This window comes from Bacillus nakamurai, from assembly GCF_001584325.1.
Taxonomy (GTDB): Bacteria; Bacillota; Bacilli; order Bacillales; family Bacillaceae; genus Bacillus; species Bacillus nakamurai.
The window spans coordinates 169,905-184,463 of the sequence record NZ_LSAZ01000041.1 but is presented as its reverse complement, the minus strand read 5'-3'; the positions used below and the strand labels follow the sequence as shown (position 1 = coordinate 184,463).

At 46.8% G+C, this 14,559-nt stretch carries 14 protein-coding genes and 1 riboswitch; of the genes, 1 reads left to right on the top strand and 13 read right to left on the bottom strand.

Annotated elements, in window-relative coordinates; translation table 11 throughout:
* Positions 1-25: 25 nt before the first annotated feature.
* The 5 genes from rpoZ to AXI59_RS16055 all read right to left on the bottom strand — a co-directional run bounded on the left by rpoZ (position 26) and on the right by AXI59_RS16055 (position 4,830).
* Positions 26-229: a DNA-directed RNA polymerase subunit omega gene (rpoZ, locus tag AXI59_RS16075; RefSeq protein ID WP_061520469.1), complete on the bottom strand. Its 204-nt coding sequence runs from the start codon at positions 227-229 to the stop codon at positions 26-28.
* Between the two features lie 3 nt (positions 230-232).
* Positions 233-847, bottom strand: a complete 615-nt coding sequence (gene gmk, locus AXI59_RS16070) for a guanylate kinase (protein ID WP_061520814.1) — start codon at positions 845-847, stop codon at positions 233-235.
* Positions 848-854: 7 nt separating this feature from the next.
* The gene (remA, locus tag AXI59_RS16065; protein ID WP_003154355.1) at positions 855-1,124 is read right to left on the bottom strand and encodes an extracellular matrix/biofilm regulator RemA; all 270 of its coding nucleotides are present in this window, start codon (positions 1,122-1,124) and stop codon (positions 855-857) included.
* Between the two features lie 76 nt (positions 1,125-1,200).
* On the bottom strand, positions 1,201-2,076 hold the full coding sequence (locus AXI59_RS16060) for a YicC/YloC family endoribonuclease (RefSeq protein WP_061520813.1): 876 nt from the start codon (positions 2,074-2,076) through the stop codon (positions 1,201-1,203).
* A gap of 81 nt (positions 2,077-2,157) precedes the next feature.
* Complete coding sequence (locus AXI59_RS16055) at positions 2,158-4,830, bottom strand: calcium-translocating P-type ATPase, SERCA-type (protein WP_061528719.1); 2,673 nt, start codon at positions 4,828-4,830, stop codon at positions 2,158-2,160.
* A 118-nt stretch (positions 4,831-4,948) separates the two neighbouring features.
* On the opposite strand from AXI59_RS16055, the gene AXI59_RS16050 reads away from it, so the two are divergent.
* Positions 4,949-6,655, top strand: coding sequence for an Rqc2 family fibronectin-binding protein (locus AXI59_RS16050; RefSeq protein WP_061528863.1), 1,707 nt, complete (start codon positions 4,949-4,951; stop codon positions 6,653-6,655).
* Between the two features lie 87 nt (positions 6,656-6,742).
* On the opposite strand, the gene amyS is transcribed toward AXI59_RS16050, so the two are convergent.
* From amyS to AXI59_RS16010, 8 genes are all read right to left on the bottom strand, one after another.
* A complete protein-coding gene (gene amyS / locus AXI59_RS16045; protein WP_082791798.1) occupies positions 6,743-8,293 on the bottom strand; it encodes an alpha-amylase in 1,551 nt (516 codons plus the stop codon).
* Between the two features lie 273 nt (positions 8,294-8,566).
* Positions 8,567-9,055 carry a precorrin-2 dehydrogenase/sirohydrochlorin ferrochelatase family protein gene (locus tag AXI59_RS16040; protein WP_061528718.1) on the bottom strand — a complete coding sequence of 163 codons (489 nt, stop codon included), beginning with the start codon at positions 9,053-9,055 and terminating at the stop codon, positions 8,567-8,569.
* Positions 9,036-9,821, bottom strand: a complete 786-nt coding sequence (locus AXI59_RS16035) for a sirohydrochlorin chelatase (RefSeq protein ID WP_061528717.1) — start codon at positions 9,819-9,821, stop codon at positions 9,036-9,038. Before AXI59_RS16035 ends, AXI59_RS16040 begins: the two co-directional genes overlap by 20 nt.
* The gene (gene cobA / locus AXI59_RS16030; RefSeq protein ID WP_061528716.1) at positions 9,822-10,595 is read right to left on the bottom strand and encodes a uroporphyrinogen-III C-methyltransferase; all 774 of its coding nucleotides are present in this window, start codon (positions 10,593-10,595) and stop codon (positions 9,822-9,824) included.
* A gap of 123 nt (positions 10,596-10,718) precedes the next feature.
* Positions 10,719-11,312: an adenylyl-sulfate kinase gene (gene cysC / locus AXI59_RS16025; protein ID WP_061520464.1), complete on the bottom strand. Its 594-nt coding sequence runs from the start codon at positions 11,310-11,312 to the stop codon at positions 10,719-10,721.
* A gap of 13 nt (positions 11,313-11,325) precedes the next feature.
* Positions 11,326-12,474, bottom strand: coding sequence for a sulfate adenylyltransferase (gene sat / locus AXI59_RS16020; RefSeq protein WP_061528715.1), 1,149 nt, complete (start codon positions 12,472-12,474; stop codon positions 11,326-11,328).
* A 48-nt stretch (positions 12,475-12,522) separates the two neighbouring features.
* A complete protein-coding gene (locus tag AXI59_RS16015) occupies positions 12,523-13,587 on the bottom strand; it encodes an inorganic phosphate transporter (protein WP_061520462.1) in 1,065 nt (354 codons plus the stop codon).
* 12 nt (positions 13,588-13,599) lie between these two features.
* Positions 13,600-14,301, bottom strand: coding sequence for a phosphoadenylyl-sulfate reductase (locus AXI59_RS16010; protein WP_061528714.1), 702 nt, complete (start codon positions 14,299-14,301; stop codon positions 13,600-13,602).
* Positions 14,302-14,432: 131 nt separating this feature from the next.
* Positions 14,433-14,537, bottom strand: a riboswitch (SAM riboswitch).
* Positions 14,538-14,559 lie beyond the last annotated feature (22 nt).

Here is a 14,559-nt window from a genome sequence, read left to right as displayed (position 1 = left end):
AGGGATAGGTTGCTACGTGTGCTTTTTATTCGCTGTCTTCCTTTTCAAACGAAAGCAGGCCCGCATCAATTTCTTCTAAAGCTTTGCCTACATATTTGTGTGAAATGGTATGTTCAATCTGCTGGTCTTTTTTGATTTGCATTTCACGCGCACGTCTTGCAGAAACAGTCACCAGCGTATATTTAGAATCTAATTTATTCATTAAAGAGTCAATTGACGGATCTAACATAAGTTATTCTACCTCCAGCATTTTCTTATATCTCGGTGCAACGCGTTCACGCTTTAAATGCTCGGCGAGAACGATCGCATTGATTTTGTCGCAAGCCGTTTGAATATTGTCGTTTTCTACGACGTAATCATACGCATCCATCATTTTAATTTCAGCTTTGGCCGCCTTCATTCTGTTTTCAATTAAATCATCGGTTTCGGTGCCTCTCGTCACGATTCTGTTCTTCAGCTCAGAAAGGCTCGGCGGCGCTAAGAAGATAAACAGGCCTTCCGGAAATGCATTTCGCACTTGGAGTGCACCCTGCACTTCAATCTCTAAGAAGACGTCTTTTCCTTCTTGGAGCGTCTTTTCAACATAATCGACGGGCGTTCCGTAGTAATTGCCGACATATTCTGCCCATTCGAGCAGTTTGTTGTTTTCAATCATGCGTTCGAATTCATCTCTTGTTTTGAAGAAATAATCGACACCGTCCGTCTCGCCCGCTCTCGGGCTTCTCGTCGTGACTGAGATCGAGTATTCGAATTTCGTATCCTCTTGTGAAAATATTGCTTGCCGAACCGTTCCTTTACCAACTCCTGAGGGACCTGAGAGAACGATTAATAACCCTCTTTCTTTCATGCGGCAATTATCCCTGCCCTTCATCCATAATTTCTTCTTTCACAGAAAGTCTGTGTGCAACTGTCTCAGGCTGGACGGCAGATAAGATAATGTGATCACTATCCATGACGACAACTGCACGGGTTCTTCGTCCGTATGTAGCGTCTATTAGCATTCCGCGGTCTCTTGCATCCTGAATCATTCGCTTTATTGGCGCAGACTCCGGGCTGACAATCGAAATCATCCGATTGGCGGAGATGATATTGCCAAATCCGATATTAATCAGTTTAATCGTCATCTTCTACGTTCCCCCTGTAAAATAGACGTCTCTAGTGTAACCTAGAGAGACCGTCTGTAAACAATACGCACAGTCGCTATTCTATATTTTGCACTTGTTCCTTTAATTTTTCAATAGAACTTTTCATTTCGACGACAAGCTTTGTGATTTGATGATCATTTGCTTTTGAGCCGATTGTGTTGGCTTCGCGATTGAGCTCTTGGACGAGAAAATCGAGTTTGCGTCCTACAGCTCCGCCTTCTTCCAATATATCACGAAATTGAACAAAATGGCTCTTCAGCCTGGTAATCTCTTCTGTAATGTCAGATCGGTCGGCAAAAATCGCGCATTCTGTGATCAGCCTGCTTTCGTCAAGCGCGTCCTCCGTCCATTCCTTCATTCGGGCGTACAGCCGCTCGCGGTAATGATCTACAACGGCCGAAGCGCGGTCTTTCACCTGTACGGACAGAGCCTCAAGACGTTCAATATGCAAAAGGCAGTCCTCCGCCAAAAGCCGGCCTTCCTTCGCCCGCATGTCACAAAGTTCCTTCACCGCCAGCTCAGCCGCTTCTCTGATCACCTCTTCAAGCTTATCATCGCGCACCTGTTCCTCTTGGATCTGCGCGACATGCTCAAATTTGAAAAAATCCATTGCATCGGGCTCCGCGGCCAGGCTGTAGCGCTTTTTCATGCCGCGTGCTGCGCTCACATATTCATCAAGAAGCCCCCAATCAATCGTCAGGCTTCTTTTTATAAGCGCGTCACTGTTTACAGTCAGAAATAATTCAACTCTTCCGCGCTGTATATGCTGTAAAATAATTTGTTTCAGCTTATCCTCTACATATAGCAAAGGCCTTGGCAGACGAGCATTGAATTCTTTGAACCGGTAGTTCACGGATTTCAATTCAACGGTTGCTGAGAGATCGCCTTTTGTGCTGCTCGCGCTGCCGAAGCCTGTCATACTCCGTATCATATGAAACACCCAATTCTTTCCCGTTATCAAAATAAAAGGGCAATAGACATGCTATTACCCCTAAGATTATATCATATGGATTTATTTTTTTCTTGTCAAAAGTTGACCCGCCAGTAAAAAAGTCGGGATGGCTGACATGCCGATAACAAGCATCCAATCACCGGGCGTAATCGGCACGGTTTTGAAAATCGGCTGCAGCGGCGGATAATAGATGACAACGGTCATCAAGAAAATAGACGACACGATGGCGCCGATTAAATAAAGATTCTCAAATGGATTCCGGGAGAAAACAGACGTTTCGCTCCTGCAATCAAACACGTGAATAAGCTGAGCCAGTACAAGGGTTGCAAATGCGATTGTTTGGGCGTATGGCAGATTTTCAGGGTTCCGGTGATAGACGACGATGAAGGCTAAAATGGTCGCGGCGCCGATTAAAAATCCCCTCGATAGTACTTTCCAGCCGAGCTTCCTGGCGAACACGCCTTCTTTCGGATGCCGCGGCTTCCGCCTCATCACGTCATTCTCGGCCTGATCCATGCCGAGCGCCATGGCAGGAAGGCCGTCTGTGACCAAGTTTACCCACAATATTTGAATCGGAACAAGCGGCAGCGGCAAGGCAAGAAGCATCGCAAACAGCATAACGAGAATTTCACCTACGTTTGAAGCGAGTAAATAACGGACGAATTTTCTTATATTTTCATAGATGTTTCTTCCTTCTTTAATGGCTGATTTAATGGTTGCAAAATTATCATCTACGAGAATAAGCGAGGACGCTTCTTTCGCCACATCCGTACCGGTAACACCCATAGCGACGCCGATATCGGCCTGCTTAATGGCCGGCGCGTCATTGACTCCGTCTCCTGTCATTGCGACGACGTGTCCGTTCTCTTGATACGCTCTGACGATTTTTAATTTATGCTCCGGCGATACGCGGGCAAATACATAGACATCATCCACAGCCTCAGCAAGCTCTTTTGGCGAAAGCTCATTCAGCATTTTCCCGTCCATCACACGGCCTTTTTTCGGAAGAAGGCGCAATTCTTTTGCAATGGCTTTTGCCGTCTCCACGTGGTCGCCCGTAATCATAACGGTTTTAATGCCTGCTTCCCGGCATTCTTTAATGGCCTCTCTGACCTCGGGACGAGGCGGATCAATCATACCGGAAAGCCCTAGCATCGTGAGGTTTTTTTCCGCCTGCTCCATTGTCGGCTTCTCCCCGGACTTAAGCGGTTTATATGCAATGGCGATCGTTCGGAGCGCTTGTGACGCCAATTGTTTGAGCACTTCTTCTGTCTCGGCTTTCTTTTCTCCGGAATAAAGCGCTGATTTGCCGTCATACATCATATGGGACGAACGCTCGATTAACACGTCAGGAGCACCCTTTGTAATGACGAACTGCTTTTTATCCTTTCCCTCTACAATAACGGTCATCATTTTACGGACGGAGTCAAACGGAAACTCAGTAATCACGCGGTATTGCGACTGGAGCCAGTCATTTGAAAATCCGCCTTTCCGCGCCGCCGTCAATAGCGCCCCTTCCGTCGGATCACCGTCTAATACATAGTGACCGTCTTTCAGTTCGATTTCGGACGTATTGCACAATGCGCCGAAGATCAGCATTTGCTCAAGCGGCTTATCATCTTTCGGTTTGATTTCTTGATCATCGCGTGTAAAAACCCCGGCCGGTTCATAGCCGATGCCTGACACTTTAAATGTTTTTCCGCCCGACCACATGTGGGTGACCGTCATTTTGTTTTGCGTCAGTGTTCCGGTTTTATCAGAACAAATAATCGAGGCGCAGCCCAGCGTTTCAACCGCCGGGAGCTTCCTTACAATTGATTTCTGCTTGATCATGCGCTGTACGCCGAGTGATAAAGCAACCGTAACGATGGCAGGGAGGCCCTCCGGAATCGCGGCTACCGCCAAAGACACTCCGGCCAAAAACATGCTGTATAGCTCATGACCCTGTATGACGCCGACAGCTACGACCAATACCGTCAAAAGCAGCGCAACAACAATTAAAATTTTGCCCAGCTCTTCCAGCCTTCTTTGCAGCGGCGTTGAGATATTGCCCGCTGAATCCAGCATATCGGCAATTTTCCCCATCGCCGTATTCATTCCTGTGCCGACGACGACACCGACGCCGCTGCCGCGCGTGACGATCGTACCCATAAACGCCATGTTGGTGATATCGCCTAAGGAGACATCCGGCTCCCTCAGCTTATCAGCCTGCTTCACAACCGGAAGTGATTCTCCGGTGAGCGCCGATTCTTCGATTTCAAGGCTCTTCGCTTCCACAATTCGCACATCTGCGCCAATCCGGTCGCCGCTTGTAAATTTCACAATATCTCCGGGGACGAGCTCCTTGGACTGAATTTTCGTCCAGCTCCCGTCCCGAAGTGCTGATACGTACGGCGTTGACAGCTCTTTTAATGCTTTCAAAGACTTTTCCGCACGCCGCTCTTGGAAAAAGCCGAGGACACCATTGACAAATACGATCGCCATAATGGCAATTGCATCTACATACTCGCCCAAAAATCCTGAAATTAAAGTTGCCGCCAGCAGCACAAGCACCATGAAGTCTTTAAACTGAGCGAAAAACAATACTATCGCTGAAGGTCGCTTCCCCTCTTGAAGTTCATTCGGTCCGTGCTTTTCAAGGCGTTTTTTTACCTCTTTTTCGGTCAATCCCTGTTTAATGGACGTATTTGTTGCTTGCAGCAAATCGGTTTGTCCCATTTCATGAAACTTCATTTCCCTCGTCCACTCCCCTGCTCACTTTAGAGATGTCACTCTACAAACAAGCTTATTCTGACTCGTCCCTTTTCATGCTATAATTATCGAATGCAGGAAGAAGGAAAGGGTGTTTTATATGTCTTTTGATGGCATGTTTACATACGGAATGACACACGAACTGAACAGCCAGATTGCCGGAGGCCGGATCACAAGAGTCCATCAGCCTTTTAAGCATGATGTGATATTCCATATTCGTGCAAATGGAAAAAACCATAAATTATTATTATCAGCCCATCCCAGCTACTCACGGGTGCATTTGACTGATCAGGCCTATGAAAATCCGAGCGAGCCGCCAATGTTTTGTATGCTGCTCCGAAAGCATATAGAAGGCGGATTTATTGAGAAAATCGAACAGGCCGGATTAGACCGGATTATGATTTTTCACATTAAAAGCAGAAATGAGATCGGCGATGAAACCGAAAGAACGCTTCACATCGAAATTATGGGGCGGCACAGCAACTTAATTTTGACTGACGAAGAAGGGACAATCATCGACGGCTTAAAGCATTTATCACCTTCCATGAACAGCTACCGGACCGTGCTGCCCGGCTATGATTACAAACTTCCTCCCGCTCAAGAAAAAATATCGCCGCTGACGGCGGACGAAGAGGATATTTTACGTTATCTCAGTTTTCAGGAAGGACGGCTTGACCAGCAGATCGTCAAGCATTTCTCCGGTGTTTCCCCGCTTTTTGCAAAAGAAGCGGTCCACAGAGCGGGACTGGTGAACAAAATCACGCTCCCGAAGACATTGTTAGAGATGTTTCAAGCGGTGAAGGAATACAAGTTTACGCCTAATATTACATCTGCGGGCGGGAAGGAATATTTCTATTTACTCAGGCTCACACATGTAAACGGGGAGGAGCGCGGCTTCCAGTCACTGAGCGGGCTGTTAGACCGGTTTTATTTCGGAAAAGCAGAGCGCGACCGCGTCAAGCAGCAGGCTCAGGATCTCGAACGATTTGTCGTGAACGAACGGAAAAAGAACGCCAATAAAATCAAGAAGCTTGAAAAAACGCTCGACTATTCCGAGAACGCGAAGGAATTCCAGTTATACGGCGAGCTGCTGACGGCGAATTTGTACATGCTGAAAAAAGGAGATAAGGAAGCGGATGTCATCAATTATTACGATGAAGAAAACCCGGTGATCACCATTCCTTTAAATCCGAACAAAACACCTTCAGAAAACGCGCAGATATATTTTACAAAGTATCAAAAAGCGAAAAATTCCGTTGCTGTCGTCAAAGAGCAAATCCGATTGGCCGAGGAAGAAATCGCTTATTTCGATCAGCTGATCCAGCAGCTCTCTTCCGCTTCAACAAAGGATATTCATGAAATAAGAGAGGAGCTTATCGAAGGCAAATACTTGCGTCCGAAGCAGCAAAAAGGGCAGAAAAAGCCCAAACAGGCTGCGCCCGTTTTGGAGCAATATGAATCTTCCAGCGGCCTGACTATTTTGGTCGGAAAAAATAATAAGCAAAATGAGTATTTAACGACAAAGGCGGCGGCAAGGGATGATATGTGGTTTCATACGAAAGACATTCCGGGCTCGCACGTCGTAATTAAAAGCAGCGAACCGGATGAACAATCCATTCTGGAAGCAGCAGCAATTGCCGCTTATTTTTCAAAAGCAAAGGATTCCGGATCAGTGCCTGTTGACTATACAAAAATCAGACACGTTAAAAAACCTAATGGGGCAAAACCCGGCTTTGTGACCTATGACAGCCAGCATACCGTATTTGTCACACCGGATGCCGACCTTGTCATACGGCTGAAAAAATAAAAGAACTTCAAAATAAAAACACCTTCAGTTGGTTTTCAACTTGAAGGTGTTTTTTTCAGAAATCTGATTCTATTCAGCCTCTCTCTCTTACTTTTGAACATAGATGGATACCGAGCCGCCGTTCACATGAAACTCTCCCCAGCCATCAGATTGAATCGTTACAGAATCTGAGCGGTTCCCTGTGATGTCATACCATGTTTCACCGGCATTTTGCCGGCCGGCATACATCCGCTTTGATCCGCCGGGGCCGTCTGTGATTAAAGCAGCCAACCCTGATTGAGGGACTGATTGATCGCCTTCTCTCGTCCATCCGATAATGTCTTGATGGTCAAAATAATCGTGCTGGGTCCCGTATGCATATTGTTTACGCGCTTTCAAAATCGGCTCTATTTTATGTTTGAGCGATGGGATTTCCTTTGACGATGAGCCTTTTGTTCCATACATATCTCCATAGAAAACCTGCGGGTAACCGGACTCCCTTGTTAAAATGAAGGCATAAGCAAGCGGCTTAAACCATGTCTGCACAGTTGACTCTAATGATTGACCCGGCTGTGTATCGTGATTGTCAACAAAGGTAACCGCCTTCATCGGATGCTTAGAAACGACTGTCCCATCCAGTAAATGTCTCATATCATAGCCGCCCCCTTGTGAGGATGCTGCCTGTAAATGATAGTGAAGCGGGACATCGAAAACGGATTGAGTAAAGCCTGTTTTATTCAAATAGTTTTCGATCTCGTCCAGGTTATTTTGCCAATACTCCGCAACGGTAAACATTTCCTTTCCGGTTGACTGCCTGACCGCCTTTACCCAATCACTCAAAAATGAAAATTTAATGTGTTTTACGGCATCCAGGCGAAACCCGTCTAATTGAAGTTCGTTTGCATACCACGTTCCCCATCTTTTCGTTTCTGCCACAACATCGGGATGATCGTAGTCAACATCCGCATACATCAAATAATCGTAGTTGCCGTTTTCACTTGATACTTCCCAATCCCATGCCTTCCCATCACCTCGAAACTTAAAGATGCGGTTCAGCTTTCGGGATTCATCCCAGTCCACTCCGTCGAAATGATACCAATGCCACTTAAAATCACTGTACGTGCTGCCGCGTCCTGGGAAATGGAAACCTGTCCATGCTTTTATTTGATACTCTCCCGATGTTTCCTGATTTCTATCGCTCGGATTCACTTCGACCGCGGCTGCATTTTCTGTTACATCTGCACCTGCCTTATGATTAAGAACAACATCGCCATATACTTGGATGTTTTGGAAATGCAGAGAGCCGATCGCTGTCTGAAGCTCCGATTTCGTGCCGTATTTCGTCCGTACCGTTCCTTTTTGCTGGAATTCTCCTAAATCGTACAAATCATATGGACCGTACCCATTATCAGATTGGCTCGTTCCTTTATACGCAGGCGGAATCCATACGGCAGTTATTCCAATATCAGATAAATGTTCCGCATCACCTTGCAAACGCTTCCAGTGTTGTCCGTCATTAGGCAGATACCATTCAAAATACTGCATCAGCGTGCCATTTATGTTTGCGGCCGATATTTTAGAGTCTGGCAGGATGACAAATATCATCGCTAACAAAAGCGCGAAACTACACGATACTGCCCGTTTTTGTTTCTTAAACAATTTCCTCTCCCCTTTCAGCTTTATAATCACAAATCATTTTACAGCAACGGAAAATTGTTACAAATATCCATTTTCCTATATTTTCTCAGGCAGAAAAAGCATTTATGATGAGCTGTAAATTGAAAAGGGCATTTAGATATGTATCTCCGTCTGCTGCTCGGGAATAACCCTACAAAATAAAAACACCTTAGCTGAATTTAGGTTTGCAGGACGGAAATTCAGCTAAAGGTGTTTTTCTATGGGACTCAGTCAACGGCACCATTCAGGCAGTATTTATGTTCCTCTTCTTTTCTCAAACAATCGGTCCACTTCTTCAACCAATTCTGCGTCGATCAGCGGGTCTATTTTTTCTGCAAGCCGTTTGGTGTGTTTCGGGCTTGCGCCGCTTGTCGATATTGACACTTGAATATGGCCTTTGCGGATGATCTTCGGCATATAGACGCTGCCGTTTTCAGCCTTGCTTACACAGTTGACCAGCTGGGTTTCAGAAGCGTTTGCGGCAATCTGCAAATTCACGTCCCGGTCATTTGTCGCCGCGATGATGAAAAAGGCAGGCAAAAGATCCTCCATTTCAATTTTGCGGGCAATCCAGCGAATGCGGCCCTTCTCCGCCAATTGTTTAATTTCAGGCAGGGCTTCGGGGCTGATCACAGTAATCTCCGCTCGTTCCGGAAGCACTGTTTTCAGCCGTCTTAAAGCAACATTGCCCCCGCCTGCAATGACCACTTTTTTTCCGCTGAGGTTAATGTGAAGGGGCAGCATATAATTCCCCCTTGAAATCAAACTGACCGCCAGGATTTTCAGCGGCTTCTGCCACACGGTTTAAGAATGCCTGCTTAATATGCGGGTGAAAGCCCAGATATGAAGCGAGATAAACGTTCTGATTCACCGTTTGAAGCTTTTGAACCTCCCGCTCGATCTCTGTCATTAAAAGCCCGGTAAACAGCAGATAAGGCACAATAAAAACAGGAGTGCCGTCATCCTCCGCAAGCTTGGCAAACACTTCTTTGTAGTACGGCTCACAGGCGGTTAAAAAACAAGGAATGACTTCTTTAACGGGCGCGATCCGGCTGAGCCTTCCGGCAATTTCACTGATGTCCTTTTTGACAGCGGGATCTTTACTTCCTCTTCCGATCAGCACAATCTTCGCCTGTTCAATCGCTCCACCTGTTTCTAAGAGACGTTGGTATACCGCTTTTACGACCTCATCATCCACCCCGATCGGAGCGCCGTACGTCACCTGCACGTCGGGATGGCGGGCTGCTGCGTGAGCGATCTCCATCGGAATGTCGTGTTTTGCGTGAGCGGCAGTCAACAGCAAGAGAGGCACCACAGCAATGTGAGTGGCGCCTTGATGGACACAACCTTCAAATCCCGTTTCAATAGACGGTTCCTGGAGCTCTAAAAAACAGATTTCTTGAATAGGAGCTTTTGCATGTATCTTGCATCCTTCTAAAAACGCTGCCGATTCAGTCTGGGCTTTTTTCAGCCGGCTCCCGTGTCCGACGTATAATATCGCCTGCTTCATTTACAACGCCTCGCTCAAATCTTGTTTTTTCAGTTCCGATTCAAACCAGCCCAGCTTACAGTGATAATTGACGACATCACCGATGACAATTAAGCTCGGATTTTTGATCTCTTCTTTTATCACCGTTTCCGAAAGTGTAGCCACTGTGCAGAAAACTGACTTTTGCTTCTCAGTCGTGCCCCAGTGAATAAAGGCAGCAGGCGTTTCGCCGTCTCTGCCGTTTTCCAGCAGCATTCTTTCAATATGGCGGATATTTTTGATGCCCATGTAGATGACAAGCGTATCAATGCCCGTCGCCAGCGCTTTCCATTTTTCTTCAAATTCGTATTCTTGTTTATAATGGCCGGTAACGAACGCGACATTTGAGCTTGCATCCCTGTGCGTGACAGGAATGCCGGCGTAAGCGGCCGCCGCGATGCCCGATGTAATGCCCGGGACGATCTCAAACGGAATGGCGTTTTGCGCGAGAGTTTCCGCTTCTTCTCCCCCGCGGCCGAACACGAACGGGTCGCCCCCTTTGAGTCTTACGACGGTTTTTCCCTTTTTCGCGTATTTCACAAGGAAACGGTTAATGGTATCCTGTTTCATGATGTGGAAATCAGGGAGCTTACCGCAGTAAATCAAGTCCGCTTCTTCTTTGGCATATTGTAAAATCTCTTTGTTTACTAATCTGTCATATAAAATAACGTCAGCTTGCTGAATGGCCTTCATTGCCTTTACCGTTAATAAGTCCGGATCTCCCGGACCGGCTCCAACGATAAATACTTTCCCCATGGTATGTCTCCCCGATCCGTTTTGAAATCTTCCAGAACAGCCGCAAGGCCGCACATCAGCTATTTTATCATATCCCGTTCTTCTGACGGACACCCGGCTGAATGCGCGGCCTTTTTGGACTTATTATGCTAAGTTGTTTTTTACAAATTCAATCAGCTGGCTTGTGCATTCTTCGCGTTCATATTTGCCGGAATCAAGTACGAGCTCAGGCGCTTTCGGCTCCTCATACGGAGAGTCAATTCCCGTAAAGAACGGAATTTCGCCGTTTCTGGCTTTTTTATACAGGCCTTTCGGGTCCCTCTGTTCACAAATGCCGAGATCGCATTTGATGTAAACTTCATTGAATTCACCTTCACTCACCAGCTGGCGAACCTGCTCTCTGTCTTCACGGAATGGAGAAATAAAGGCGGTGATGACGATGGTGCCCTGCTGAACGAAAAGCTTTGCCACTTCGCCGATTCTGCGAATATTTTCCTTGCGGTCATCATCAGAAAAACCTAAATCCTTATTTAATCCATGGCGGATGTTATCTCCGTCCAGCACGATCACTTGATAGCCTTGTTCAAACAGCTCACGCGCCGCGGCGTTCGCAATGGTGGATTTTCCGGAGCCGCTTAAACCTGTGAGCCATAGAATGGAGCTTTTATGATTGTTTTTCTGCTGATATTCTTCTTTCGTTATTGAGGCTTCATGCCACACAATATCACGATTCGTCACTCTTTTTTCCTCCTTAAGAAACGCCTGCTTCTTCTTTCGTTTTCAGCCCTTTTATTAATACCTCGACAACTTCAGGACGGCTGAATTCCGCCGGCGGCATCACGCCGCTTCGCAGCATTTCTCTGACTTTCGTACCTGAAAGAATGACGTGGTGCTCTCTTTCGTGCGGACACGTTTTGGCCGTCGCCATATTGCCGCATTTTTGGCAGAAAAAGCTGTGCTCGAATTTCATCGGCGTAATCCCGAGTTCATCTGCCGTAAACTGGTCGAACAGCTCCTGCGCTTCGTACGTGCCGTAATAATCACCCACCCCGGCATGGTCGCGGCCGACGATAAAATGGGTGCAGCCGTAGTTTTTTCGGACAAGCGCGTGGAAAATGGCTTCTCTCGGGCCAGCGTACCGCATGGCCGCCAAAAATACGCCAAGGAAAACGCGGTCTTTCGGATAATAATGATCGAGCAGCACCTGATAGCTTTCCATTCTGACGTCAGCCGGAATATCGTCTGATTTTGTTTCACCGACAAGCGGGTTCAAAAACAGGCCGTCAACCGTCTCAAGCGCTGTTTTTTGAATATATTCGTGAGCGCGGTGAACGGGATTTCTCGTTTGGAAGCCGACAATGTTTTTCCAGCCTTTTTCTTCAAAGCTGCGTCTTGTTACAGCAGGTTCGAAGGTAAACTCCGGAAACTGCTTTGAAGCTTTTTTGATTAATGTGATCGGTCCGCCGACGTACGTATCACCGCGGCTGTACAGCTTTTTCACGCCCGGATGCTCGGCATCGTCGGTTCTATACACATGAATGGCCTCTTTTTGTTTGTCTGGCGCATACATATCTTCGATCTCTACTACGCCGTATGTTTCTCCGCCGTATGTTAATTTGACGGTGTCGCCGATTGCAAGCTCGGCTGCTTTTTCTGAATCTACCGGAAGCGTGATCGGAAGAGACCAGACAGTTCCGGATGCCAAACGCATGTTATCAACGACTGACACGTAATCTTTTTCCGTAAAAAATCCTTCAATCGGGCTGTATCCCCCAATCCCGATCAGCTCTAAATCAGCAAACGAAATGAGGTCCAACTCGATTTCCTTTTGAATGGATGTAACGTCGTATTGTTCGTTGACTCGATTAATTAATGTTCCTCCGTGCGGTGCTAAACTCATAACAATTTGTTCCTCCCAGTTAACAGATAAATAAACTCAGATTAATAGTTAAATGCCCCCGCCTTGTTCATGGACAGAGCGTTTCTCTTTACGGATCGCTTTCATCAGGCTGGCTGCTCCGCCGGCTGCTAAAAGCACGCTTGCCATCATAAAGATGGAATAGTAATCTCCTTTTAATAATAAGGAAACAAGCAGGTAAGAAATAGACAGTGATAAAAACGGCGAAACGATCCATACTTTCAGCATCGTTTTCACGACTTGTTTATGAAAAACGTTAGGCCCGTTTTTGGCCATTCCGATGCCGATAATTGACGATGAAGTCACTTGCGCCAAAGGAACCGGCAATCCGAATACAGAGCTGATAATGACAAGACCCGCTCCGGTTCCCGAAAGCAGAATGCCTTCTCCGGCTGAAAATCTCGTAATTTTTTTGCCGTTTGTTTCAAGCACCTTGCGTCCTAAGAGCAAAGCCCCGAGGGCAACGAAGACACCTCCGTACAGCGTCCCTTTAGAAACGCTGAGCACACCGGCCGCCACTAAAGGGCCTACGGCGTTTGCCACGTTGTTCATTCCGGCTGAAAAAGCTTCTCCAAACCCCGCGATAAGCAGCACAATTCCCAATATCCGCTGTTTTCGGGTTGAAATGATACGAATATTCAGAGAACTAAACAGCTTCGAAACGAGATACGTAAAGCAGAAAGCGACAAACGGAACCAGCACCCAAAATATGACGATCACGAAAAGATGCTGTAAAAATAATACTTTGTACGCTACGCCTACTCCGACAATCGCACCGACGGTCACTTCGCTTGTCGATAACGGAATGCCGAGCACATTTGCCGTAAATAGCGACAGCGCCGCCGCTCCGATAATGATGCAGACAATAGAGAGCGTAATCGTCTGTTCCGGAATGATTCCGGAGCTGATTGTCTTGACGACTTCTCCTCCGCCGATGACCGCACCGGACAGGACGCCGGCTGCGCAAATGAACAGCGCATAGGTTTTCTTTTTTACGGCACCAGACCCGTAAGCGACTCCCATCGAAGCCGCAGCGCCGCTGGCTCCGATATTCATGGCAAAAAACAGGCTGAATAAAATAGCGGCTATTTCCATTTCGCAGCTCCCTTATTCATGCAAGCCGCATTCCGTTTTAGCCATGCCGTTCCATCTGCCGCTGCGCAAATCTTCCGCAGTAAACGCAGGCGAGGTGCACGGTTTGCAGCCTATGCTCGGATAGCCCTGGTCATGAAGGGGATTATAATCCAGCTCATGCTTGGATGAATATCTCCAGATATCTTTCCATGTCCAATGAATCAGCGGACACACTTTAATTGATTGAAACTTATCGTCTTTATTCAGGAAATTCGTATTTGCCCGGCTCGGGCCTTGATCGCGGCGAAGGCCGGAAAGCCACGCAGGATGCCCCGACAGCGCTTCTCTTAACGGCAGAATCTTTCTGATAAAACAGCACTGGTTAGGGTCTCTTTCCCACAGTTTATCCCCGTGAGCCTCAGCCTGTTCCTCAAGAGAAAGGTTTGGTTTTTTCAAAATGATGTTAAGGCCGGGATACCGCTCTTTGACTTTTTCAATCGTTTCGTACGTTTCCTTAAAATGAAGACCCGTGTCAAGAAACACGATTTCTGCGTCTTTTTTCACTTTATAAATTAAGTCGATGAGAACGATCCCCTCAATTCCGAAGCTGCACGCATATACGAGCTGATCTCCGTAGTGTCCGTACGCCCATTTCAGGACTGACAGCGCACCCTTATAAGAATCATCTTCCGGAAATGTAATCGCGGGCTCTTCCCATGTGTCATACGTTAACATTTTTTCTTTCCTCCTCTCGGAGACAATCAAACAGCTGTTGCTTTCTGCCGGTTGTCTTTTCCTCAATCTGGTATTCTCATCATATAAAAAACTTTCAATCCAGCGGAATGAAAGACAGTGACCCGATATAGCCCTTATCTTCAAAATGACATGCATTTTTCTGGATGCGGCACCTTGCATCATATGCAGGTTGCCGGGCGTCATCGGTCCAGTCCCTCAGCCGCTCTTGATAAGTTTTTTTAGATTTGCTCTAAATTT